This is a genomic window from Rhodococcus sp. SMB37 (assembly GCF_004345605.1).
Taxonomy (GTDB): domain Bacteria; phylum Actinomycetota; class Actinomycetes; order Mycobacteriales; family Mycobacteriaceae; genus Rhodococcus.
Window position 1 is genome coordinate 266,477 of sequence record NZ_SLVY01000005.1, and the last position, 20,703, is coordinate 287,179.

General features: G+C 64.3%; 25 protein-coding genes and 1 pseudogene. 11 read left to right on the top strand and 15 right to left on the bottom strand.

The window, feature by feature from the left end; genetic code table 11:
* Positions 1 to 60 precede the first annotated feature (60 nt).
* The 6 genes from EV641_RS10840 to EV641_RS10865 form a co-directional block, all read right to left on the bottom strand.
* Positions 61 to 597 (bottom strand): DNA starvation/stationary phase protection protein, encoded by a 537-nt coding sequence (locus EV641_RS10840; protein ID WP_241997077.1) that lies wholly within the window; start codon positions 595 to 597, stop codon positions 61 to 63.
* Complete coding sequence (locus EV641_RS10845; protein ID WP_132471786.1) at positions 593 to 1,024, bottom strand: DUF5709 domain-containing protein; 432 nt, start codon at positions 1,022 to 1,024, stop codon at positions 593 to 595. Before EV641_RS10845 ends, EV641_RS10840 begins: the two co-directional genes overlap by 5 nt.
* 87 nt (positions 1,025 to 1,111) lie before the next feature.
* Positions 1,112 to 1,330 (bottom strand): CDGSH iron-sulfur domain-containing protein, encoded by a 219-nt coding sequence (locus EV641_RS10850; RefSeq protein WP_132471787.1) that lies wholly within the window; start codon positions 1,328 to 1,330, stop codon positions 1,112 to 1,114.
* Complete coding sequence (locus tag EV641_RS10855) at positions 1,305 to 1,973, bottom strand: HemK2/MTQ2 family protein methyltransferase (protein WP_132471873.1); 669 nt, start codon at positions 1,971 to 1,973, stop codon at positions 1,305 to 1,307. Before EV641_RS10855 ends, EV641_RS10850 begins: the two co-directional genes overlap by 26 nt.
* A gap of 149 nt (positions 1,974 to 2,122) precedes the next feature.
* A complete protein-coding gene (locus EV641_RS10860) occupies positions 2,123 to 3,742 on the bottom strand; it encodes an NAD(P)/FAD-dependent oxidoreductase (protein ID WP_132471788.1) in 1,620 nt (539 codons plus the stop codon).
* Positions 3,739 to 4,194 carry an SRPBCC family protein gene (locus tag EV641_RS10865; RefSeq protein ID WP_054713282.1) on the bottom strand — a complete coding sequence of 152 codons (456 nt, stop codon included), beginning with the start codon at positions 4,192 to 4,194 and terminating at the stop codon, positions 3,739 to 3,741. Before EV641_RS10865 ends, EV641_RS10860 begins: the two co-directional genes overlap by 4 nt.
* Before the next feature lie 22 nt (positions 4,195 to 4,216).
* Between EV641_RS10865 and EV641_RS30100 the strand changes: the two genes are divergently transcribed.
* Positions 4,217 to 4,759, top strand: a complete 543-nt coding sequence (locus tag EV641_RS30100) for a PfkB family carbohydrate kinase (RefSeq protein ID WP_132471789.1) — start codon at positions 4,217 to 4,219, stop codon at positions 4,757 to 4,759.
* The gene (locus EV641_RS10875) at positions 4,756 to 5,424 is read left to right on the top strand and encodes a 5'/3'-nucleotidase SurE (protein ID WP_241997045.1); all 669 of its coding nucleotides are present in this window, start codon (positions 4,756 to 4,758) and stop codon (positions 5,422 to 5,424) included. Before EV641_RS30100 ends, EV641_RS10875 begins: the two co-directional genes overlap by 4 nt.
* Before the next feature lie 218 nt (positions 5,425 to 5,642).
* On the opposite strand, the gene EV641_RS10880 is transcribed toward EV641_RS10875, so the two are convergent.
* The 4 genes from EV641_RS10880 to EV641_RS10895 all read right to left on the bottom strand — a co-directional run bounded on the left by EV641_RS10880 (position 5,643) and on the right by EV641_RS10895 (position 9,657).
* A complete protein-coding gene (locus tag EV641_RS10880) occupies positions 5,643 to 5,885 on the bottom strand; it encodes a hypothetical protein (protein ID WP_132471790.1) in 243 nt (80 codons plus the stop codon).
* 1,275 nt (positions 5,886 to 7,160) lie between these two features.
* Positions 7,161 to 8,678, bottom strand: coding sequence for a catalase (locus EV641_RS10885; RefSeq protein ID WP_132471791.1), 1,518 nt, complete (start codon positions 8,676 to 8,678; stop codon positions 7,161 to 7,163).
* A gap of 77 nt (positions 8,679 to 8,755) precedes the next feature.
* Entirely contained in the window at positions 8,756 to 9,235 is a 480-nt protein-coding gene (locus EV641_RS10890; RefSeq protein WP_241997079.1) for a YetF domain-containing protein, read from the bottom strand.
* Positions 9,235 to 9,657 carry a hypothetical protein gene (locus tag EV641_RS10895; RefSeq protein ID WP_199233216.1) on the bottom strand — a complete coding sequence of 141 codons (423 nt, stop codon included), beginning with the start codon at positions 9,655 to 9,657 and terminating at the stop codon, positions 9,235 to 9,237. The genes EV641_RS10890 and EV641_RS10895 overlap by 1 nt, the downstream gene beginning before the upstream one ends.
* 223 nt (positions 9,658 to 9,880) lie before the next feature.
* On the opposite strand from EV641_RS10895, the gene EV641_RS10900 reads away from it, so the two are divergent.
* Positions 9,881 to 10,150: a Rho termination factor N-terminal domain-containing protein gene (locus tag EV641_RS10900; protein WP_132471793.1), complete on the top strand. Its 270-nt coding sequence runs from the start codon at positions 9,881 to 9,883 to the stop codon at positions 10,148 to 10,150.
* A 61-nt stretch (positions 10,151 to 10,211) separates the two neighbouring features.
* Here the strand turns inward: EV641_RS10900 and EV641_RS10905 are convergent, their stop codons facing one another.
* Positions 10,212 to 10,691: a hypothetical protein gene (locus tag EV641_RS10905; protein WP_132471794.1), complete on the bottom strand. Its 480-nt coding sequence runs from the start codon at positions 10,689 to 10,691 to the stop codon at positions 10,212 to 10,214.
* Positions 10,692 to 10,777: 86 nt separating this feature from the next.
* Between EV641_RS10905 and EV641_RS10910 the strand changes: the two genes are divergently transcribed.
* Positions 10,778 to 11,428: a superoxide dismutase family protein gene (locus EV641_RS10910; protein ID WP_132471795.1), complete on the top strand. Its 651-nt coding sequence runs from the start codon at positions 10,778 to 10,780 to the stop codon at positions 11,426 to 11,428.
* A 417-nt stretch (positions 11,429 to 11,845) separates the two neighbouring features.
* On the opposite strand, the gene EV641_RS10915 is transcribed toward EV641_RS10910, so the two are convergent.
* The gene (locus EV641_RS10915; protein ID WP_132471796.1) at positions 11,846 to 13,639 is read right to left on the bottom strand and encodes a thiamine pyrophosphate-requiring protein; all 1,794 of its coding nucleotides are present in this window, start codon (positions 13,637 to 13,639) and stop codon (positions 11,846 to 11,848) included.
* A gap of 168 nt (positions 13,640 to 13,807) precedes the next feature.
* Between EV641_RS10915 and EV641_RS10920 the strand changes: the two genes are divergently transcribed.
* Complete coding sequence (locus EV641_RS10920) at positions 13,808 to 14,365, top strand: DUF2231 domain-containing protein (protein WP_054713274.1); 558 nt, start codon at positions 13,808 to 13,810, stop codon at positions 14,363 to 14,365.
* A gap of 26 nt (positions 14,366 to 14,391) precedes the next feature.
* Here the strand turns inward: EV641_RS10920 and EV641_RS10925 are convergent.
* A pseudogene (locus EV641_RS10925) lies at positions 14,392 to 14,995 on the bottom strand (alcohol dehydrogenase catalytic domain-containing protein); the annotation flags it as partial.
* 146 nt (positions 14,996 to 15,141) lie between these two features.
* On the opposite strand from EV641_RS10925, the gene EV641_RS10930 reads away from it, so the two are divergent.
* The 3 genes from EV641_RS10930 (at position 15,142) to EV641_RS10940 (ending at position 17,894) form a co-directional block, all read left to right on the top strand.
* On the top strand, positions 15,142 to 15,711 hold the full coding sequence (locus EV641_RS10930) for a type 1 glutamine amidotransferase domain-containing protein (RefSeq protein ID WP_054713278.1): 570 nt from the start codon (positions 15,142 to 15,144) through the stop codon (positions 15,709 to 15,711).
* Positions 15,712 to 15,735: 24 nt separating this feature from the next.
* Positions 15,736 to 17,145, top strand: a complete 1,410-nt coding sequence (locus EV641_RS10935; RefSeq protein WP_241997046.1) for a trehalose-6-phosphate synthase — start codon at positions 15,736 to 15,738, stop codon at positions 17,143 to 17,145.
* Between the two features lie 77 nt (positions 17,146 to 17,222).
* Positions 17,223 to 17,894 (top strand): PAS and ANTAR domain-containing protein, encoded by a 672-nt coding sequence (locus EV641_RS10940; protein ID WP_054713272.1) that lies wholly within the window; start codon positions 17,223 to 17,225, stop codon positions 17,892 to 17,894.
* Between the two features lie 35 nt (positions 17,895 to 17,929).
* Here EV641_RS10940 and EV641_RS10945 read toward each other — a convergent pair whose 3' ends face one another.
* Entirely contained in the window at positions 17,930 to 18,166 is a 237-nt protein-coding gene (locus tag EV641_RS10945) for a CsbD family protein (RefSeq protein WP_054713271.1), read from the bottom strand.
* Positions 18,167 to 18,241: 75 nt separating this feature from the next.
* Positions 18,242 to 18,487: a DUF6480 family protein gene (locus EV641_RS10950; protein ID WP_054713270.1), complete on the bottom strand. Its 246-nt coding sequence runs from the start codon at positions 18,485 to 18,487 to the stop codon at positions 18,242 to 18,244.
* A 264-nt stretch (positions 18,488 to 18,751) separates the two neighbouring features.
* Between EV641_RS10950 and EV641_RS10955 the strand changes: the two genes are divergently transcribed.
* From EV641_RS10955 to EV641_RS10965, 3 genes are read left to right on the top strand one after another with little or no spacing between them, the layout of a single operon-like run.
* Entirely contained in the window at positions 18,752 to 18,991 is a 240-nt protein-coding gene (locus tag EV641_RS10955) for a hypothetical protein (RefSeq protein ID WP_054713269.1), read from the top strand.
* A 9-nt stretch (positions 18,992 to 19,000) separates the two neighbouring features.
* The gene (locus EV641_RS10960) at positions 19,001 to 19,357 is read left to right on the top strand and encodes a hypothetical protein (RefSeq protein WP_054713268.1); all 357 of its coding nucleotides are present in this window, start codon (positions 19,001 to 19,003) and stop codon (positions 19,355 to 19,357) included.
* A gap of 47 nt (positions 19,358 to 19,404) precedes the next feature.
* Entirely contained in the window at positions 19,405 to 20,643 is a 1,239-nt protein-coding gene (locus EV641_RS10965) for a glycosyltransferase (RefSeq protein WP_132471798.1), read from the top strand.
* Positions 20,644 to 20,703: the final 60 nt, after the last annotated feature.

Consider the following 20,703-nt stretch of genomic DNA (forward strand, 5'->3'; position numbering starts at 1 on the left):
CGAGCTGCAACGAAGTCGCGCTTGCTTTCACACATCGTTCCTTGCCTGGCCCTGTCAGCATCAGCGCGCCGATCGTGCGGCATCCTTCTCGGTATCCGCTTCGGCGTTGGCGAGAGTGCCCGATGCGCTTTCGAGATGCGCACGGACGAACCACTGGAACTTCTCCAGCTGACCCGTCTGTCCGATCAGGAGGTCCTCGGTGATGGGGTCGATCTTGCCGACCTTCGAGATCGCCTTGCGATTGTCGGTGATGAGGCCGTCGTACACGAGGTCGAGTGCGGCAAGGTGCGCCTGTGCGGTGTCTCGGGCAACCGAATAGTCGTCCCACGTCCTGTACTTCGCGATAGCACTTGGGGTCCCGAGTGGGGATTCGCCCAGGGCTGCGATGCGCTCTGCCGCCTCGTCGGCGTAGCCACGTACGAGTTCCACCTGCGGATCTATCATCTCGTGCACACCTATGAAGTTCGGCCCCACGACGTTCCAATGGATGTGCTTCAACGTCAGATGCAGATCGTTGTAGGCACTGAGCCGCTCCTGCAGAACACTGCTCCGAAACCTCTCGCTGGTACACCACCGGGGAGGAGGGAACCCCTCAATCCTCAGGGGCGGAGTCGTCGTCCTCATCGAATCGGTGCACAGCCGCTTCCTCTGCGGTTGCCGCGCCACCGTCGACACCGACGTCGGTGCCGATGAGATCCTTCTCTGTGTCCGCGGCGACTCCCTCGTCGGGTGCCACGAGCCGACCGGAGCGCTCTTCGCCGGCTTCGTCGTCCCGAGACGGATAGTCGGCACGTTCGCGGCCCTCTGGGTCGTCGAGCGCAGGGTCGGGCACTTCCTCCCCGAGACGGGACTCGAGGCTGTCGTGAGGTTCCATCGCGAGCGGTCGTTCCGGTGGCGAATATCCCTCGTCCAGAATGTCGTCCTGACCGCGATCGATGAGCGTGTCCTCGGATTGCAGTTGGTCCTCGTCGTCGACGCTGTACTCGCCGGGAACACTCGCGCCTGGGTTTTCGGATGTAGGCATATCTCCGACCATGCCACTCCGCGCGGGTCGCCGCCATAGTTTCGCGGCGTGAAGAGATTCCCGACGCCTTCGGGAGACCGGCCGTGCTCACCGCCGAGGAGGTCGTGTTCTGCGATGGCTGGTGTCGCACAACGGATATGACGCGCTCCGTCGGCATCGACACACTGCCACCAGGAACCGGTCGGATTCGGTCTCGGTGCCGTCTTCCGCCACGATACGCACAGGCCCTTCGACGAGGGCCGGGCCGCCCTTCACCAGCCGCACCTCACGTATCTCACGACTACCGGCATCCCTCGCGGGGGGCACAGTCGACGTTGTCACTGGGCCGGGTTCTGTCTGCACGGATCACCACCACTTCCTCGTTCGTCGCATCCTGGCCCGCCAACTGCGCGTGCCGGAGATATCGAACCCTGCTCTGAAGCACAGGGCCCAACGGGATCTTCTGCCGAGCAACGACTGCTGCTTTCAACCCTCCACGGCGCAGCCGGTCGAGGGTTGCATCGACTCCATTGAAGCCGGAGTGAACAACCAGGGCAAAACCGTTGACCGACAAAAGGTTCGACATCTCGTCGCACAACGGATCGAGAACGCACCGGCCATCCGGCCCGGCGTCCCATCTCGGATCGGCCGGGCCACCTTCGTGCGGTACGTAAGGCGGGTTGGACAGCACCACGTCGAAAGGCCCGGTACGGGTGGCAACGTCCAAACCACCACGCAGCACGCGCACGGGCAATCCCCGTGTGCGGGCATTGAACCGGGCAGTCAGTACGGCGCGCGTCGCGATATCGACCGCTGTCACCGACCCAGCTCCGAGTTGGGCGGCGGTGACAGCAAGAAACCCTGTGCCGGTGCAGAAATCGAGCACCCGAGCATCACGGGATCCACCGGCCTCTCGTAACGCCTGCGCGAGCAGGAACGAGTCCTCCTGCGGCCGGTAGACCCCGGGCATTCGCCACACGCGGGCCTTCTTCGTACTGACAAGCATCGGCGGAGCTGTCACGGCGTCATCACCTCGGATCGTTGGGGTGCAGGAGGATTACCCCGAGCCGTGGAGATCAAACCGAATGCCACAGCGATGTCGGAATTCGTGGGTCACGACTACGTCAAGATCCGCCGCGTCAGGCCGTGCAAGCCACGTCGCAGCGTCCCGGACGGTTTCTCGTCCCCGAGCGCGGCCCGCGCGGCATTCCACCCACACATTCCGTGCACGCCACCTCCCGGGTGGGCTCCGGCACTTGCGAGAAACAGACCGTCGATCGGCGTGCGCGGACCGCCGAATCCAGGAAGAGGCCGGAAGAACAGCTGCTGCTGGATTTGCGCGGTACCCCCGTTCACAGCGCCACCGACCAGATTGGCGTCGGCGGCCTGCAGGTCGTGTGGTCGCTGCACCGTGCGGCCGAGGATCGATTTCCCGAATCCCGGCGCATACGCCTCGAGCTGTGTGTCCACACGCTCGGCGAGTTGGTCTGCCGAGTCGTCGTCGGTGGTTCCCCGGGGCAGGTGGGTATAGGCCCAGCAGCTTTCCGTACCGGCGGGGGAACGGGACGGATCGGTGGCGGTCATCTGTCCCACCAGCATGAACGGCGACTCGGGCACCACACCGGTCTCGAGATCTGCCGCCCATCGCACCATCGCTCCCGTATCAGCACCGACGTGCACCGTCCCGGCCCCGCTCAATGACGGTGATCGCCAGGGTATCGGTCGGTCGAGTGCATAGTTGACCTTCACGACGGGGGTGTCCCATTGGAAACCGCGGAGGTCCGAGCGGATCCGATCGCTCACCGCGTGGTAGGGCAGCAACTGCTCATAGAGTGCAGGCGCCGAGACGTCGGCGAGCACTGCCCGCCGGACGCGGATCCGCTCACCTACGGCAGTCCGAACGGCCGTGGCGCGCCCCCTCTCGACCTCGATATGAGTGACCTTCTGTCCGCACAGCACCCGAGCGCCTCCGGCCTCACTGCGACGCACGAGCGCGTCGGTCAGCTCACCTGCACCTCCCGTGGGAGCCGGAAATCCGACATCCTGCGCGAGCATCGTCAGGACATACCCCATCACTCCGCTTCCCGGTGCGTTCGGCGGCACATCCGCATGCATGGCGTTTCCGAGCATCAGCAGACGCGCCGACGACCCACCGAAGAATTCCTCGGACATGCGCAGTACCGGCAGGGTGAGCATCCTCGCGAAGCGCAGCGCCTCTCCGCTTCCCAAGACCCGGACCAATGAGGCCGCCCCACTGACGGGAGGAAACGGGCGAAGAAGCAGCCGAAGAAACGGCTCACGAATCTGCTCCCACTGCTCGACCAAGGCCAGCCAGGACTTCCCGTCGCCGGCACAGCGGCGTTCGAGATCGGCAGCCGTGTCGGCAGGGTCCGGCCACACCACCACGGCATCGTCGTCCTCCGGCCCCAGCGGATGGCCGAACGCCGCAGCAGACCGACTCCAGCGCAGGCCATGGGATTCGAGATCGAGAGCACGAAAAGCGGGTGACGCGGCCGCGAGAGGATGAAAGGCACTGAACAGATCGGCCGTGAACCCCGGATACAACTCAGCGCTGCGGACAGCTCCGCCGGGAGTCTGCTGCTCCTCGAGAACCACGACATCCCATCCCTCGTCGGCCAGGGCTGCGGCCGCAGCCAGCCCGTTCGGTCCCGCGCCGACCACGACCGCATCCACGGTGCCCAGTCCCGCGGCAGCGGATTGCCCGGTTTCGGAACTCATTCACCGGCCTCCCCGTGTGTTCCACGTTCCGCGATCATCGCTAATCGGCGTAAGCACTCCTGGTTGCGCGGACGAACCAGCTCGCCCTGTACGACTTCCGGGAGCACGCATCCTACGCCGCCCGTGATGTGTTCGGACATCGTGATGTGCGAGCCGGTCTCGGTCTGATCGATCGTCAACCGGATACCCGCCCGACCGAAAGGCCGTACCCTTGCGCCGAGGACCAGCTCCCGTTCGGAGGTTCGCCCGAGCACCTCCGTGTAATCGTCGAACAATACAGGCCACATCCCCACGGAGTGGCAGATCCTGCTTCCCACGTCCGGCCATGCGGCGTCCACCCGGCGGATGCGCGAAGCGCCGACCACCCACGCCGCATAGCGCCATCCGTCGGAAAGCACGTTCCAGACCTCGCGAGGCGAAGCCGCAGTGTCCTGCCGGGCGATTCGAGTCATTCTGTCCTCCCTCATCCAGTGGATGCGTGGGTGGTACCCATTCGAGCTCGATCCACACGGCGCGCTCGGGTGTGGCACCGCACCGATCGGGGTACAGAGACGTCATGAATCCTCTCCCCGACGATACGGCCGAGCCCGTCAGCGGTGGGGCATCTCCGTGTGCTTTCGTATTCGCCCCGTCACCGTTGTTGACGGTGACGATCGAGGAGGCTCCCGATCAGGGACACGGGCTGCACATCCACGCGGACTTCACGAGGAAGGCGCGGAGACGGTGATCGTCTCCCGCGCGGGAGACCCTGCGATCGCGCTGTGCGAGGGGGAGGTGTGGGAGGTCGAGACGCCACCCGTCCAGATCGTCGACCATCGCGGTGCCGGCGACTCCATGACCGCCGGATTCGCGGCAGCCTTCTCGACCGGAGCGTCCCTCCTCGAAGCATTGCGGCTGGGAGCCGCGGCCGGTGCTGTCAATGTGACCCGTCGAGGTCTGGCCACCGGACACAGTCTGGCGGTCGCGCGCATGACGGAGAAGATACAGATACGCCGGATGCAAGGAGTGCGGAAGTGAAGGCGCTCATCGTCAACGACGACGGCATCGACAGTGCCGGCCTCGCATCGCTGCCACGGGTCGCAGTCGACGCCGGGCTCGACGTGAGTGTGGCTGCGCCCCACCTCGAGCGCAGCGGCGCAAGCGCCTCGTTGTCCGCGCTCGAGGAAGACGGCACGTTGTCGATGTCGCGTCGGGAGCTTCCTGGTCCCCCGGATCTCGAGTTCTTCTCTGTCGAATGCTCCCCCGCGCTGATTTCACTCCTTGCCGCGGAAGGCGTATTCGGCCGGCCGCCGGACATCGTGCTTTCCGGCGTCGATCTCGGCCCCAACACCGGCCATGCCATCCTGTACTCGGGCACGGTGGGCGCCGCACTGACCGCGGCCGGCCACGGAGCCCGCGCTGTCGCACTGTCGTTGGACGGAACAGCGCCATCCCTATGGGAGACAGCGGAATCGGTTGCCTCTCGTGCTGCGCGCCGGGCAACCGTGCATGCTCCTCCGGGACGAGTACTCAACGTGAATATTCCGGATGTCCCTCTCGCAGAACTGCGTGGACTCCGGACTGCTCCCCTTGCGGAATTCGGTGCCGTGCAAGCCGAAATCGGTGAAATGGAGGAGGACGGTCTCGAGACCCGCAGTGTATCGGTGACCTTCCGAAGCATTGACATCGACGAGACCGGATAGAGCGATGCTGCACTGCTGCATCGCGGCTGGGCGACCGCAAGGATGTCGACGATGCCGTTCGAAGTATCCGGGACGGATCTCAGCGCGTTGACCTTCTCGACGTGACCGACCTTCTCGAGCTGACCGTCGCGTGCCCCGCAACGCCCTCGATACCCGTTCACATGACATCGGATTCGGGTCAGGCCTCGGCCAGGACCCGAATCCGAATCACATGCGGGTCAGACGATTTCTCGGAGCCGTGCCGCAAGTAGCGCCTTGCCCTGCTCGGCACCCTTGCGCGATTCCGCCTGGGCACGCCGGAAGAACTCCGCAAGTTCGGTGTCGCCGTCGCGTTCTGCGTCACCGACGTACCGCTCCATGCGCAGCGCGTTGCTCAGCGAGGCTTCGGTGAACCAGATGAGGTTGTAATCCTTGTCTTTCGTGCCGGTGACCGTGCCGGCCTCGGTGTTGTGTTCAGTCATGTCCTTCCTCTCCGTTCGATCCTCTCCGTTCGATGGGTCCGGTGCCAGTCGCATACCCACTCGCTGTGGGATGGCGTCGGAGGACGGCCTCCGCAATGTGGGTCGTCAGCGCGCTCATGCGTTCGAGGTCAGCAGCGAGGTCGAGTACCCCGAGCCGCTTGAACCTTGCCCATACCACTTTTCATCCGATGAAAAACGGGTACTCGCATGGACATGGAACTCATCGCTATCGCCGCCCTCGTCGCAATGGTGGCGTTCGTCGTGGCACGCCGCAAAATCAACAGACGTCGGTAGCACCGTCGGACATACAGGGTCTCGGGGAATCACAGAGCAGCCTCCTCTGCCGCAGGTTGAGGGTCGCCGTAGCCGGCGGTTTCGGCGCTGGACGCCTTGTGCACCGGATACTCGCCGCGCTCGACGGTTCCGGAACGGACGAGGTGCCCTCGGTGTCACGTACCGAATGTCTGCTCCTTCATGATCGACAGCGACCAGCAAGTACGGTGTGGCGGTGGCGTGTTCGATCACGGGCACGAGGTACGGCATCGCGGAACAGCAGGTTTCCGGCTGCGCAGGTGGGCGCAGCAAGTGTTCGTCGAGGACCACGTGATCCGACGCTGCGACCACACCTCGTCCGCTACGGCCGACCGCCGGCGGACTGTCGAGCACCGCCTTCTCGAGCACGGCCAGGACTGCGTCGGGGGCACCGTCCCCTTCCAGAGGCTCTCGGAGGGACCGCCAGGTCAATTCCCACTGCTTGGCAGCGTCCTCGGTGTCGTGGCTGTCGTCGAAGTACACCGACGCGAAAGGTCCCTCGGCGTCCACCACCTGACGGAAGCGTTCAGCAGGCACGGCTCAACACCCTTCCTGTGATAACTATCGGGCTGTGAAACTCTGGAGCCCGATCCTCTCGGATGCCCGAATCGGCATTCACCCAGGCAACAAGGTGTCACCGGATTCTCGACGACTCCGCCACCGTGTTCTTCGCGTCGGGACCAACCTCGGAACCAATGTCATCGAGCCACTCGGTCACCCATGGTCGGTCGCTGAGATCGTCGGCGCGGACGTCGACGGGCCGACCCAGCCTGCCCGGGGTAACGTGGCCCTACGGTGACGCGCACGGGAGGTTTCCGCCGTGCACAACGTGGTGCATCTCGTGTCCGGCGCAGCCGGTCTGCTGGCGGCCCACCGACTGGTCCGGTCCCGCATCTACCTCCTCCTGGCCCGGGACTGCGCCCCACAGGAGGTGGCCTCGTCCCGACGGAGTAACAGACAGGATCAGGCTTTCTTCTGTGCGCTGCTCCGCGCGGGGTTTGCTTGTTGCCCTGCCTTCGGGTCCTTCTCCGATTTCTTGTCGGAGACACCGCTGACGATCCGGTCACCGAGCGGCTTGTCGATGTTGCGCCAGTACTCGAACGCCCGCTCGAGAACGGGCTCGGTGACACCATTGAGAAGATGCCCGACCACGTTGTCCACCAACCGATCCCGGGCTTCATCGTCGAGAACTTCCCGAACCATCGTTCCGGCCTGCCCCCAGTCGTCGTCCTCACTGTGCAGTGCGTAGGGTGCGCGCACCATGTCGCCCGAGCTCTGCCAGGTGGCAGTCTCTCCGACCTGTGACGGATCCGCGTGGGGCCCGCCCTTGGAATTCGGAACGTAGACCGGGTCACCGGGGTTGTGATGCCGCATGTTTCCGTCCTTCGAATAGGACCGGACGGGGACATGCGGTTTGTTGACCGGAAGTTCCTTGTAGTTGGCGCCGATACGATACCGGTGAGCATCGGGATACGAGAACAACCGGCCGAGGAGCATCTTGTCCGGACTCGGGCCGATGCCGGGAACGAGGTTGCTCGGCTCGAATGCGGCCTGCTCGATCTCGCAGTGGTAGTCGGTGGGATTGCGATCGAGCGTCATCGTGCCGACCGGGATCAATGGGTAGTCGCCGTGTGGCCACACCTTCGTCAGGTCGAACGGGTTGAAGCGGTAGTTGTCCGCATCCTCGAACGGCATGATCTGCATGTTCAAAGTCCAACTCGGGTACTCGCCCGCTTCGATGTGTTCCCACAGATCACGCGTGTGATAGTCCGTGTCCATCGATGCCATCTGGTCGGCCTCGTGCTGCGTGAAGAACTCGATTCCCTGGTCGGTCTTGAAGTGGTACTTCACCCAGAATTTCTTGCCTTCGGCGTTCACCCACATGTAGGTGTGGCTCGAGTACCCGTTCATATGTCGCCACGTGCGCGGGATACCGCGGTCGCCCATGAGCCAGGTGACCTGGTGCGCCGACTCAGGAGACAACGTCCAGAAGTCCCATTGCATGTCGTGGTCGCGCAGATTGTTGTCGGCGCGGCGTTTCTGGGACCGGATGAAATCCTGGAACTTCATCGGGTCACGCATGAAGAAGATCGGTGTGTTGTTGCCGACCATGTCGTAGTTGCCCTGGTCGGTGTAGAACTTGATCGCGAAACCGCGCGGGTCGCGCCACGTGTCGGGGCTTCCGCGTTCCCCGGCAACGGTCGAGAACCTGATCAGCAGGTCGGTCTTCTTGCCGGGCTGGAACAGGTCTGCCTTCGTATAGGCGGAGACGTCCTCGGTGACTTCGAATCGCCCGTAGGCGCCGCCACCTTTCGCGTGGGGCTGGCGCTCCGCGACGCGCTCGCGGTTGAACTGGGCCATCTTCTCGATCAGGTAGTGGTCCTGGAGCAGAATGGGCCCATCGGTGCCGATAGTGAGTGAATGCTCGTCACTCGGAACCGGGATCCCGGCGTCGTCGGTCGTGAAGTTCGGATCCGTCATTGTGGCCTCCTTCAGCAGACAGTGTCCGATTGCGGGTACCCACGCGCGCCACGGCCAAACGGACGCCCGCCCTACCGTCAAATGATGTCCGGTTGTGCAGGCTCGTCCGCTCCACCGTCGGCCCGCGTGAAAAACGATACGCGCCCATTGGTCTCGAGGACAGCGAGTTCGATCTCGTCGAAACGGCGAATACCCTTCTGACGCGCACTGCTCATCAGATCGTCGAGCGACATCCGTTCGGTACGCAGTCGGTGCAGGTCGGGAACTCCGTCGCGGACGACGATGACAGGAACTCCGTGCGTGACACCCCGCATGCGAGGGAAACGGGAATTGATCCATGTCAACCCCATGGTGAGCAGAGCGAACACTCCGATCGCCAATACTGCCGCAGTGACGGAGTAGTCCTGCTGCGTGACCCCTTGCTGGATGAGGTCACCCATCGCAATGTAGAGGATCAGCTGGAAGGTACTCAGCTCACCGACCGTCGACCGGCCGACGATCCGGGTAATCACCCACAGGAACAGGAAAAGAACAGCCGCTCGGATGACGATTTCCATCAGGGCGCCACCCATGTCATGAAATCCACAGTGACCACATCGATTCCGTTCTCATATACGGATACCGAGCCCGATGCTCCGGTCTGGCTCGACGGCTGGATATACGCATCGAACCTGAAGGTGAGGGTATCGCCGGGCGGTGGGTCGAGAGTCATGTAGGTGCGGGCGGCGTCAGAGGTTTCCGCCGACGGCTCGGGCGTCCGACCTTGACTCTCGAACATGTCGAAATAGTCGGAGTCGACGACGATCACCACCGGCTCCGTGAGGCCGCCGGGCTTCCGGACCGTCAGATTCCAAGGGACATCCAGTCCGGGTCGCGTGACCCTCGGATATTCGAGGTGGAGTTCGTATCCACCGCCGGATGCGTGAGTGGTCGCGCTGTACACACCTAATCGGCCGGTGAGACCAACCAGGACGATCACGGCAAGGAGAGCGACCGCACCTCGTCGAATCCAGGCGACGGTCGGCGTACGTGCAAAAGTCCCAACATCGTCCAGTACCGAGTCGGGGACTCGATCGGCAGCGCCCACCGTCCGAATCTCCCACGATCAGGACGCACGCGCCGAGATTCGTGCGAAATGCCGAGCCGGGTTTTGCGGTGAACCCGCCGGGTATGTGTGGAGGTGACCATCGAGGAGGACTGCCATGCCGAAGAAGGGCTCTGATCCGCACCTGAAGGATCAGGAGTTGTACGAGGAACTGCGCGACGAAGGCGACTCGAAGGAGAAGGCCGCACGTATCTCCAATGCCGCGGCGAATGAGGGACGCTCGTCGGTCGGACACAAGGGCGGCAAGGCCACCGATTACGAGGAACGGACGGTGCCCGAGTTGAAGGAACGGGCCAAGGAAATCGGTGTCACCGGATACTCGAAGATGACGAAGGACGAACTCATCGACGCTCTGAGGAATCACTGACGGAGGGCGGCCGACGGGCAGGGTCCTTCGAGTGCTCCGCCCCCTGGCGTCGTCGGAAGACTCATTCTGCTGTTGTATGCCGCAGCCGCGCATCGAGCAGGCGGTCCAGCAGAGCCAGTGCTTCGAGCAGGATATCGGCGCGGAGCGAGGTAGATGTGTGGCCGGCATCGTCGAGGGCCGCCCCTACGGAGTCGCTGTCGTCAAGTTCTGCTGCCACTGCCCGGACAACGTACTGGACCGCAGGTGGGGCTTCGGCGAAATCGACGGCATGGCCGTCGAGAGTGCGGAAGCCGACCTTGTATGCCGCCGGCTCCTGAGGTCCCCACTCCAGCGGTTCGATGATGATTTCTGCGATCCTCTCGACCACCCAGGCGAGTACGCGGTCGTAGCGGACTTCGCCTGGCTCCGATGCGTATCTGTCCGCGGCCGCGAGTTCACACACCGCTCGGACCAGAGTCGAGTTGTCACGCTCGTCCAGGACGGCAAGCAGGTGTCCTGCTGCTCGTGCTTCCGGCTGGGCGAGGCCGCCGCTGTGTGTCATGACTTTCGGATTCCCACTTTTCCGGGATGCACACGTGATGACGGAATCCAGGGTTCGGTCGTGCGCGCCGCGGGTACGCGACATTCATGAACACACGACACACCACCTTGATCGCGGCGGTGTCATTGGCCGCTCTCGTCGCCGCCGGTTGCAGCGACGACGAAGCGACAACCGACGACGCCACCGTCGAAACACCACCTCTCACCACCGCTGAAACGACCACCGATGACCTACCCACACCGGCACCCGGGATGGCCGGCGCCTTCCAGGTACCCGAGGAGCCCGTCGGCGACGACAATGCCTTCACCTACGACGAAGCCGCGGTGCCAGTGGGCTCGGTGGTGACGGTCGACTCCGAGGACCAGGACGGCCGCACGACGATCACCCTCGACGCGACGGGTCTGGCACCGAGCCGCGACTTCGGCGTGCACGTGCACACCCTGCCGTGCGGGCCGCAACCGTCGGACTCGGGACCTCACTACCAGAACGACCTCGACCCCGCGGCCACCCCGGACGCACCGTCGACGGACCCGGCCTACGCGAATCCCCAGAACGAGATCTGGCTCGACATCACGACCGACGAGACCGGCGCTGCCCAAGCGTCGACGACCGTCGACTGGGAGTTCCGCGACGATGAGGCCAACTCTGTGGTGCTCCACGCACAGCACACCATGACAGGACCGGGTGAGGCCGGAATGGCAGGTGACCGCCTGGCGTGCATCGACTACGATTTCTAGAAATCGTAGGTACACCGACGATGCCGACGAGGGACACCGACTGAAGCCGGCACATCTCGATCCGTGCGTCGGCACAGTTCAGGGCATATTCCACCCGAACACGTGGGGCACCTGAGCACAGGATATATTCCGGGCATGAACGACCGACCGTGGCCCTCACCCGCCGCTGCCACTGCTGCCGTGGTAGTCGGCGGGGCGGCTTCCTGCTGACCACTGCCTTCGCTCCGGGGCACCCTGCGTGGTGGATCCCGTTGTGGGTGGTGATCGCCCTCGTGATTGCGTACCGCCTGCGCTGACCTGCGGTTGCTCGGCCTCCAGCCTTCGATCGGATCGTGGCTCGAAGATCGAGAAACATCGCGCGGCAGTAGTCAGCGATGGAATGAGGTGACACCGGGATCGTGCACGTCGAATACTCGGTCAGTCGTCGTTATGCGGGAGAAATTCCTGCGCCTTGGTCTTGACACCGGTCTTGATGAACCCCCAGGCGTCCTCGTCTCCGTGCAGGACCGCAGAAGTGGCCGACTTGAACTGTTCCCAGGTCGCGTGCGGCGGGATCGGCGGCATGTTCGGGTCGGTGTGCACGTCCAGCACGGTGGGCCGATCCGCCGAGAGCGCTTTGTCCCACGCGCCGGCGAGTTGGCCGGGTTCGGTGACCGTCTCGGCGCGCAAGCCGAGACTCTCGGCGAACGCCGCGTAGTCGACATCCGGAATGATTTGTGAGGGAACAAATTTGGGCGCACCGGACATCGCTCGCATCTCCCAGGTCACCTGATTCAGGTCATTGTTGTGCAGAATCGCGACTATGAGCCGGGGATCATCCCACTCCTGCCAGTAATGTTCGACAGTGATCAGTTCGGCGAGCCCGTTCATCTGCATCGCACCGTCGCCGGCAAACGCGATCACGGGACGATCCGGGTGAGCGAACTTCGCTCCGATTCCGTAGGGGACGCCGGGCCCCATGGTCGCCAATGTCCCCGAGAGGGAGCCTCGCATCCGACCGCGGAACCGCAATTGGCGCGCGTACCAGTTGGCCGCCGAGCCTGAATCTGCGGTGACGATCGCGTCATCGGGTAAGCGAGGCGACAGTTCGGAGAACAAGCGCAGCGGGTTGACGGGATCGGCGTCCACCTGCGCTTGCATCTCCATGGTCTCCCACCAGCGTGCCATGTTCGCCTCGATCTCCTCCCGCCAGGATCGGTCCTCCTTCCGGGACAAATGCGGAATCAATGCCTGCAAAGCTGTTTTCGCATCGGCAACCAGGTTGACCTCGTTCGGATAGCGCATCCCGATCATGTGACCGTCGATGTCGATCTGTACACCGCGGGCCTGGTCGTATTCGGGTAGGAACTGGGCGTAGGGGAAGGACGAGCCGATGGTCAGAAGGGTGTCGCAGCCGGCCATCATCTCGTAGCTCGGGCGCGTGCCGAGCAGCCCGATCGCTCCGGTGACCCACCCCAGTTCATCGGAGAGCACATCCTTGCCCAACAGCGCTTTGGCTGCGCCGGCGCCGAGCAGATCCGCGACGTGTGCGATCTCCTCGTGCGCGCCGCGCGCGCCCTGCCCGACCAGGAGAGCGACCTTGCTGCCGGAGTTGAGGATCTCCGCGGCCCGCACCACCGCGGCGTCGTCGGGGGCGAACGTCGGGATATCGAAGCCCACACTCGAGGGCACCATTTTGAACTCGTGCGTCGGTGGGGAGTAGGCGAGTTCCTGCACGTCCGCCGGAATTATCAGCGCGGTGGGGGCGTGCCGGGTCATCGCTGTCCGGATGGCCCGGTCGAGGGCGTTGGGCAATTGCTCGGGGACCGTGACCACCTGTACGTAATCGCTGGCGACGTCCTTGTACAGGCTGAGCAGGTCCACCTCCTGCTGGTACGAGCCGCCCATGGCGGAGCGGTCGGTCTGTCCGACGATTGCGACTACCGGTACGTGGTCGAGTTTGGCGTCGTAGAGGCCGTTGAGAAGATGTATCGCACCGGGTCCGGAGGTGGCGATACACACCCCGAGACGTCCCGAGAATTTTGCGTACCCGACGGCTTCGAATGCACACATCTCCTCGTGCCGAGCCTGAACGAACCGCGGATTGTTCCCAGCCCGCTCCCAGGCCGCGAGAATACCGTTGATCCCGTCTCCTGCGTATCCGAATACGTGCTCGACTCCCCAGGTACGCAACCGTTCGAGCAGGTAGTCTGCGACATTCTGACCGGCCATCGAATCCTCCTCAGCGCATGAGACGCGTGCGCGAGATTGTCAGCGGAACACAGCACATGCAGCGACTGCACTCTCCAGCTACCCGGCTTACAGTGACCGAAACCGGATCGGACGAACAATCGCCACTGTCGAGTGTTTCGAACCTTCGATCCGAGGTACTCGCGACCCATGACGGGATTGTTCTCGACACTGGAATCCGCGACAGCACTCGATCGACCGTCGACGGCCGTACGAGATGTTGTCCGACGTATTACCTCAGGCGTACCGGGCGACCTGTTGCGCGGTGACGTGGCTCCGGGCCATCCACTGCACCCCGCACTGGTTGCGATTCCGATCGGTGCCTGGTCGTGTGCGTCGCTGTTCGACTTCGTCTTCCGCAAACCGGAGACCGCACGGCAGCTGATCGGGGTCGGGTTGGTCGCGGCTCTGCCGTCCGCGCTCACCGGCTGGGCCGACTTCGCCGAATGCGACACACAGCAACGACGGGTCGGGCTGGTCCATGCTGCGGTCAACGGAACAGCCATCGCCCTGATGGGTCTGTCCTACCTGGGACGACGGCGAGGCGCCCGTCCCGCTGCGGTAGCAGCGAGCACGGTCGCGATCTCACTGATCGGCTTCAGCGGCGCACTCGGCGGACACCTGGCGTTCGCGATGGGGGCGCGGGTGGAGGGCAACCGAAACCGGCCGCCGGCGGCCGGGCCGGCGCTCGATCCCGTGCTTGCGTGAATCCTCCCGCGACCTCCTCCCGAACATCAAGGAGTGAAGACGATCTTCACCGCGCCGTCCTGCTTTCGTTGGAAGATGTCGTACGCATGCGGCGCATCCGACAACGGCAGCCGGTGCGTCGCGAACGTATCCACCCCCAGGGGATCGTCGTCCGTGAGAAGCGGCAGGATCATCGGAGCCGGCGTCCCCGAGGTCGATGACCTCCATCCCTCTCGCCGAGGCCCGCGCGAGCCGCTCCGGAACCAGGTCGACAGCGATGACCCGCGCTCCACGATGGCCGGCGATGCGGCCGGCCATGTCGCCGATCGGGCCGAGCCCGAGAACCGTGACCGTGCCACCGTCCGGGATCTCGGCGTACTCGACCGCTTGCCACGCGGTCGGGAGCACGTCCGACAGGTACACGAATCGATCGTCGGCCGGCCCTTGCGGGACCTTGATGTGGGTCGAGTCTGCATGGGGAACACGCAGGTACTGCGCCTGCCCGCCGGGCACACTGCCGTACAGCTGCGAGTAGCCGAACAGCGCAGCGCCGCTTCCCTGCTCACGCACTTGGGTGGTCTCGCACTGGGTTTGCAGTCCACGATCACACATGAAGCACTGTCCACACGAGATCTGGAACGGGATGACCACGCCGTGCACATCGGCGTACCCGCCGTCTCGGAAGACAAACGGGTCTCCGCAGGCAAACGGAGTGAGCAGCAGAACATCCCGCAGCATGAAATCACACGTGACGGGTATGCGGGGGTCAGCGCTACTTCGAAGAAGGGTTGATCATCATGAGCACAGCACACAGCGGACGCCTGTCGGGCCGAACCATTGCCATCCTTGCAACCGATGGCGTCGAGGAGGTGGAGCTCGTCGAGCCCCGGCGTGCGGTGGAGCAGGAGGGCGCCACCGTGCGGTTGCTGTCGCTGGAGGGCGGAGAGATCCAGGCGATGCAGAAGGACGTGCATGCCGCGGGCAAGTACTCGGTCGACCAGGCAGTGGCGGACGCGTCTGTGGACGACTACGACGGTCTCCTCCTGCCGGGCGGGACAACCAATCCCGACCATCTCCGCCAGGACGAGAAGGCGGTCGCATTCGTCCGAGACTTCGTCACGTCGGGACGACCCGTCGGCGTCATCTGTCACGGACCGTGGACGCTCGTCGAAGCCGACGTGGTGCGCGATCGGACGCTGACCTCGTATCCGAGCGTCCGCACCGACATCCGGAATGCCGGTGGCACGGTGGTGGACAAGGAAGTGGTCATCGACCAGAACCTGGTCTCGAGCCGCAACCCCGACGACCTGCCCGCGTTCTGTTCGGCAGTGGTCGACGTGTTCGCGGACGTGCAGCGAGCGGAGTGAATGCGAGCAGCTGGAGCAGGAAGGATGCAAGGAGCAAGGCCCCGCGATTTCGTCGTGGTGGCGAACCGTCTTCCCGTCGATCTCGTCGAGCAGCCCGACAACGGACCCGCGAGATGGCAGCGCAGTCCCGGGGGACTCGTCACAGCGCTCGAACCGGTTCTTCGATCCGTGGACGGCTCGTGGGTGGGATGGACCGGTACCGCCGATGCCGCCCTCGATCCGTTCGTCGAGGACGGACTGACCCTCCACCCGGTGCACCTGGATGAACACGAGGTCGCCGAATACTACGAGGGCTTCGCCAACTCGACAATCTGGCCGCTCTACCACGACGCGGTCGTGGCACCCACCTTCCGCCGGGAATGGTGGCACGCCTACCAGCAGGTCAACCGCCGCTTCGCGGAAGCGGCTTCTCTGGCCGCCGCGCCGGGCGCCACCGTGTGGGTCCACGACTATCAACTCCAACTCGTACCGCACATGCTCCGCGAGTTGCGACCGGACGTCAGAATAGGCTTCTTCTTGCACATTCCGTTCCCACCGCCGGAACTGTTCCTGCAGTTGCCGTGGCGAAAGGCGACCATCGAGAGTCTGCTCGGCGCCGATCTCATCGGGTTCCACCTTCCGGGTGGCGCCGAGAATTTCCGGTACCTGACCCGACGGCTTCTCGGCTTGCCCAGTACGCATCGAGCCGAGGGTGGCCTGATCGAGTTCGGCACACGGCGTGTGCGCGTGGGCACCTACCCGATCTCCATCGACGCAGCTCGGCTGCGCGACTCTTCGGTGGAGCCGAGCACCGTACTACGCGCCGAGCAGATCCGGGCCGAGCTCGGTGATCCCGAGATCTTCCTGCTCGGCGTGGATCGACTCGACTACACCAAGGGCATCGAGCTGCGTATCGAAGCTCTCCGGGAGTTGTTCCAGGAGGGAGCACTCGATCCCGACAAGACCGTGATGGTGCAGCTCGCCACCCCCAGCCGCGAGCGTCTGGCTGCCTATGCCTCGTTGCGGGACGTCGTCGAACGGGTAGTAGGCGGGATCAACGGCGAGTTCGGTCGTCTGCGCGGCCCTGTCGTGCACTACCTGCATCGTCCGGTCGAACGCGACGAGCTCGTCGCGATGTACGCCGGCGCCGACGTCATGCTCGTGACACCGTTGCGCGACGGAATGAACCTTGTCGCAAAAGAGTACGTAGCCTGCCACGGCGATGGCACGGGCGCGCTTGTTCTCAGTGAATTTGCCGGGGCCGCCGCAGAATTCCGTCGCGCACTGCTGGTGAATCCACACGATCTCGACGCGGTGAAGAACGCGATACTCAGCGCCGTCCGACTCGGCGATCCGGGCCTGACCCGACGGATGCGTTCGATGCACGACCAGGTCATGACTCACGACATCGACCGGTGGAGGCGCAGTTTCCTCGACGATCTGCGCACGGCGTAGTCCGTGCATGCCGCGTCGTTCGAGCCACGACCCTTCCGGCGAACCCAGCCGATGGGAAGTGGCGCATAATCGGACCTATGAAGGATCGTGCTCTTCCCGACGCGGCTGCCGCCCGCCTCCTCGACGGCAACTCGTCCCCACATGTCGGAAGCTTCCGATATCTGCTTGCCGATGACACGTGGGAGTGGTCCGACGCGGTGGCGGCCATACACGGATACGCGCCGGGCACGGTGCATCCGACCACCGAGTTGCTGCTGCAGCACAAGCACCCCGACGACAAGAAGAAACTTGCCGAACTACTCGAGGCGGTCCGCACCACGGGAGAACCGTTCAGTAGTAAACATCGCATCATCGATACCGCCGGCAACATCAAGAGCGTGGCGGTGATCGGCGACCGCCTGGTCGACAGGAACGGCACCGTGCTGGGCACAAGCGGGTTCTATCTCGACCTGTCCGAAGCAATCGAGGAAGACATCCGGGAAGGCGTGGACGAAGCCGTTTCCGCTCTCGCCGGAGCACGCGCCGTGATCGAACAGGCCAAAGGCATCCTGATGGCGGTGTACGCGATTTCCGCCCAACACGCCTTCGAGGTCCTCACCTGGCGTTCCCAGGAGACCAATGTCAAAGTGCGGGCGCTCTCGGAACAACTCGTCGCAGAGGCTACAGCCGGTGCCGGCGCGCAACCTGTCTCGCGCAGGGAATTCGACCACCTGCTGATGACACTGCACGAGCGAGTGCCCGAGGCCTGATCCAGGCCTCGGGCCCCCGACATCGAGCGCGATGGCTACTGCTGTGAACGCTGACGTGCTTCGTCCACTTCGGCTTCACGGCGAGCCTTCTCGGCCTCGGCTTCCTTCTTCGCAACTTCCCGCTGGCTCTCGGCCTTGTCCTGTTGGGCACGCCCCTCGCGGGTGAGGTCGTCATTTCCGACCAACGCTCCCGCGGCTTCCTTTGCCTTACCCTTCACTCCTTCGACGGCCCCCTTGATACCTTCGCTGGGGCCGCTCTTCTCATCTGCCATTCCGACAATCCCTTCTCTGTGGGTTCACATGTTTCGGGCGGGTCGGCCGTCCGTCCTCTCGAGGCGTTCCGTTCCTCAGAGCAGCAAGCCGATGGCCACGGCCCCGAAGATCAGAACGATCACCACGACGGCACCGATCGTCATCCACCCGGTCGGAGGGAATCTGAAACTCGTGCGCGGCTCCGGCGCAGACAGACCCGAGGTACCCGATGACTCGGGTGGTGTCGATCCGGGGCGCACACCACCGCCGGCATCCAGATCCGGAGTCCTGTCAGGACTCGGATCGGTGTTGCCGTGCGGCTCAGGGTCGGAGACGCTCATGTGCCCTCCTCGGTTCGTTTCCGCATCGCGTCTCGGTCGAGTACCCGAATTCGCCGACCACAACACTCCTCTCGGGCGGATATCGGGCGGACCTGTAACGGATGCCCATTCGCCCGCCATCGAAACCCGATCGCCCGGAACGATCCCGGGCCCGCTCCGAATCTCCCTCGCGAACCGCACGTTTGCCCCGCGAGCCGCACGTTTGCGCAGCCACGAGGCGGGGCACCCAATAGGCACGGCAGTTCACACGAAAGGAGCTTCGGCATGCCCACGTGCGACACATGCGGAAACGACTACGACAAGACCTTCACCGTCACTCGCGAGAGCATCACGGGTACATACGACAGTTTCGAGTGTGCAGTCAGTGCGATGGCGCCGGAGTGCGCCCACTGCCACTGCAGGATTCTCGGTCACGGAGTCGAGGCGAACGGCGTGATGTTCTGCTGTGCCCACTGCGCACGCCGAGTAGGCCAGGACCAGCTCACCGACCGCGTCGAGAGCTGACGACCGGCCATGACCCAAGATGTGGAGAAACGCTGGCGCGACCCCAAGGCGTTCCGCAGCGCCGTCCGGTATGCAGCCATCGTCATCGCGATCGCACTGCTGATCATGGTCGGAGTGGTCGTGTGGTCGGCTATGTCCGGTGACAGTTGCGCGGACGCAGAGTTCGCCGTCTGCACCGATCCTGCCCGTCAGATTCTCATGTTCGGACCGGTGCTCGTTCTTCTTCTGGGAGGGCTCGGGGCGTTCATCCGCACCTATCTGGTGTGGAAGGAGGGTGGCCGGTGGCCGATCTGGCACGGAACCGGGTGGGCCCTCTTCGTTCTGATGGTGATGTACGCCGGCATTTCGGCGACGGCCGCGACGTAGTCCGATTCTTCGAAGAAGCCGCCGCGTGTTGTCCAGGAAGGAAGCCGATGCACATCGCGATGGTGTCCGAAGGCGCGAGTCCGCTCGATGCTCTCGGTGATTCCCACGCCGACTCGCGGAGTGTTCATATCGCTGAGCTCTCCGCAGCCCTCACTCGCGCAGGGCACCGCGTTGTCGTCTACACACGTTGCAACCGGCCCGGCCTTCCCGAACGAGTGCGCACCGAGGCCGATTACGAGGTGGTGCACGTCCCGGCCGGCCCGCCCGAGCAGCTACCGGAAGATGAACTGCTCATCTTCACAGGAGAGTTCGGCTCTTTCCTCCGCGGCGAATGGTCACGCGAACGTCCGGACATCGCACACGCCCATTTCTGGATGTCGGGAATCGCGACCCAATTGGCAGCACGAGAGCTGAGTATTCCGACTGTGCAGACCTTCCATACGTTGGGAGCGGTCGAGCATCGACATCAGAGCACGACGGATGCCGCCCGATCGGACCGGACCCGTCTGGAGAAGCTCGTCGCCCGCGGTGCCACCAGAGTGGTAGCAGCCTGCACCGACGAAGTGTCCGAGCTCGCTCGCATGGGCCTACCTCGGGCTCGCACATCGGTCGTGCCCTGCGGCGTCGATGTGAGCCGATTCGAACCGGTGGGCCCCACACTCCTCCCCCGGCGAGCGAAGTATCGCATCGTTACCATCGGACAGCTCGTTCCTCGAATGGGTTTCGATGTCACGGTCGAAGCCCTGAGTGCACTTCCCGACACCGAACTCGTGGTGGCCGGAGGCCCACCTGACGGCGGCCTGGCCGAAGATCCGGAAGCATCACGGCTCTCTGAAGTCGCACGGCGGTGCGGTGTAGACGACCGAGTACGGATGCCCGGCAGGATCGCGCACTCGCAGGTGCCCGCTCTATTGCGTTCAGCAGATATCGTCGTGAGCAACCCCTGGTACGAACCATTCGGCGTCGTACCCCTCGAGGCCATGGCGTGTGGACGACCTGTGATCGCGTCCGCAGTCGGCGGCGTACTCGACATCGTGGTCGACGGTGTTACCGGCGATCTCGTACCACCCCGATTCCCCGGGGCCCTCGCGAAGGCCGCACGGCAGCTGCTCGGCGATCCGACTACACGCGACACCTACGGGATCGCGGGCCGCGACCGCGCCGTCGCACGATACTCGTGGGATCGCGCCGCTGCGGACACCGCCCGCGCGTACGACCGGTGCATCCCGCTGCCGCGCGAGGAAGCCCCCCGTCGAGTGGGAACGAGTCGAGTGGGAATGCGATGATCCGCTCTCGTCCCGCAACCCGCAACGCGGACACCGACATCACATAGCGTGAACATCGTC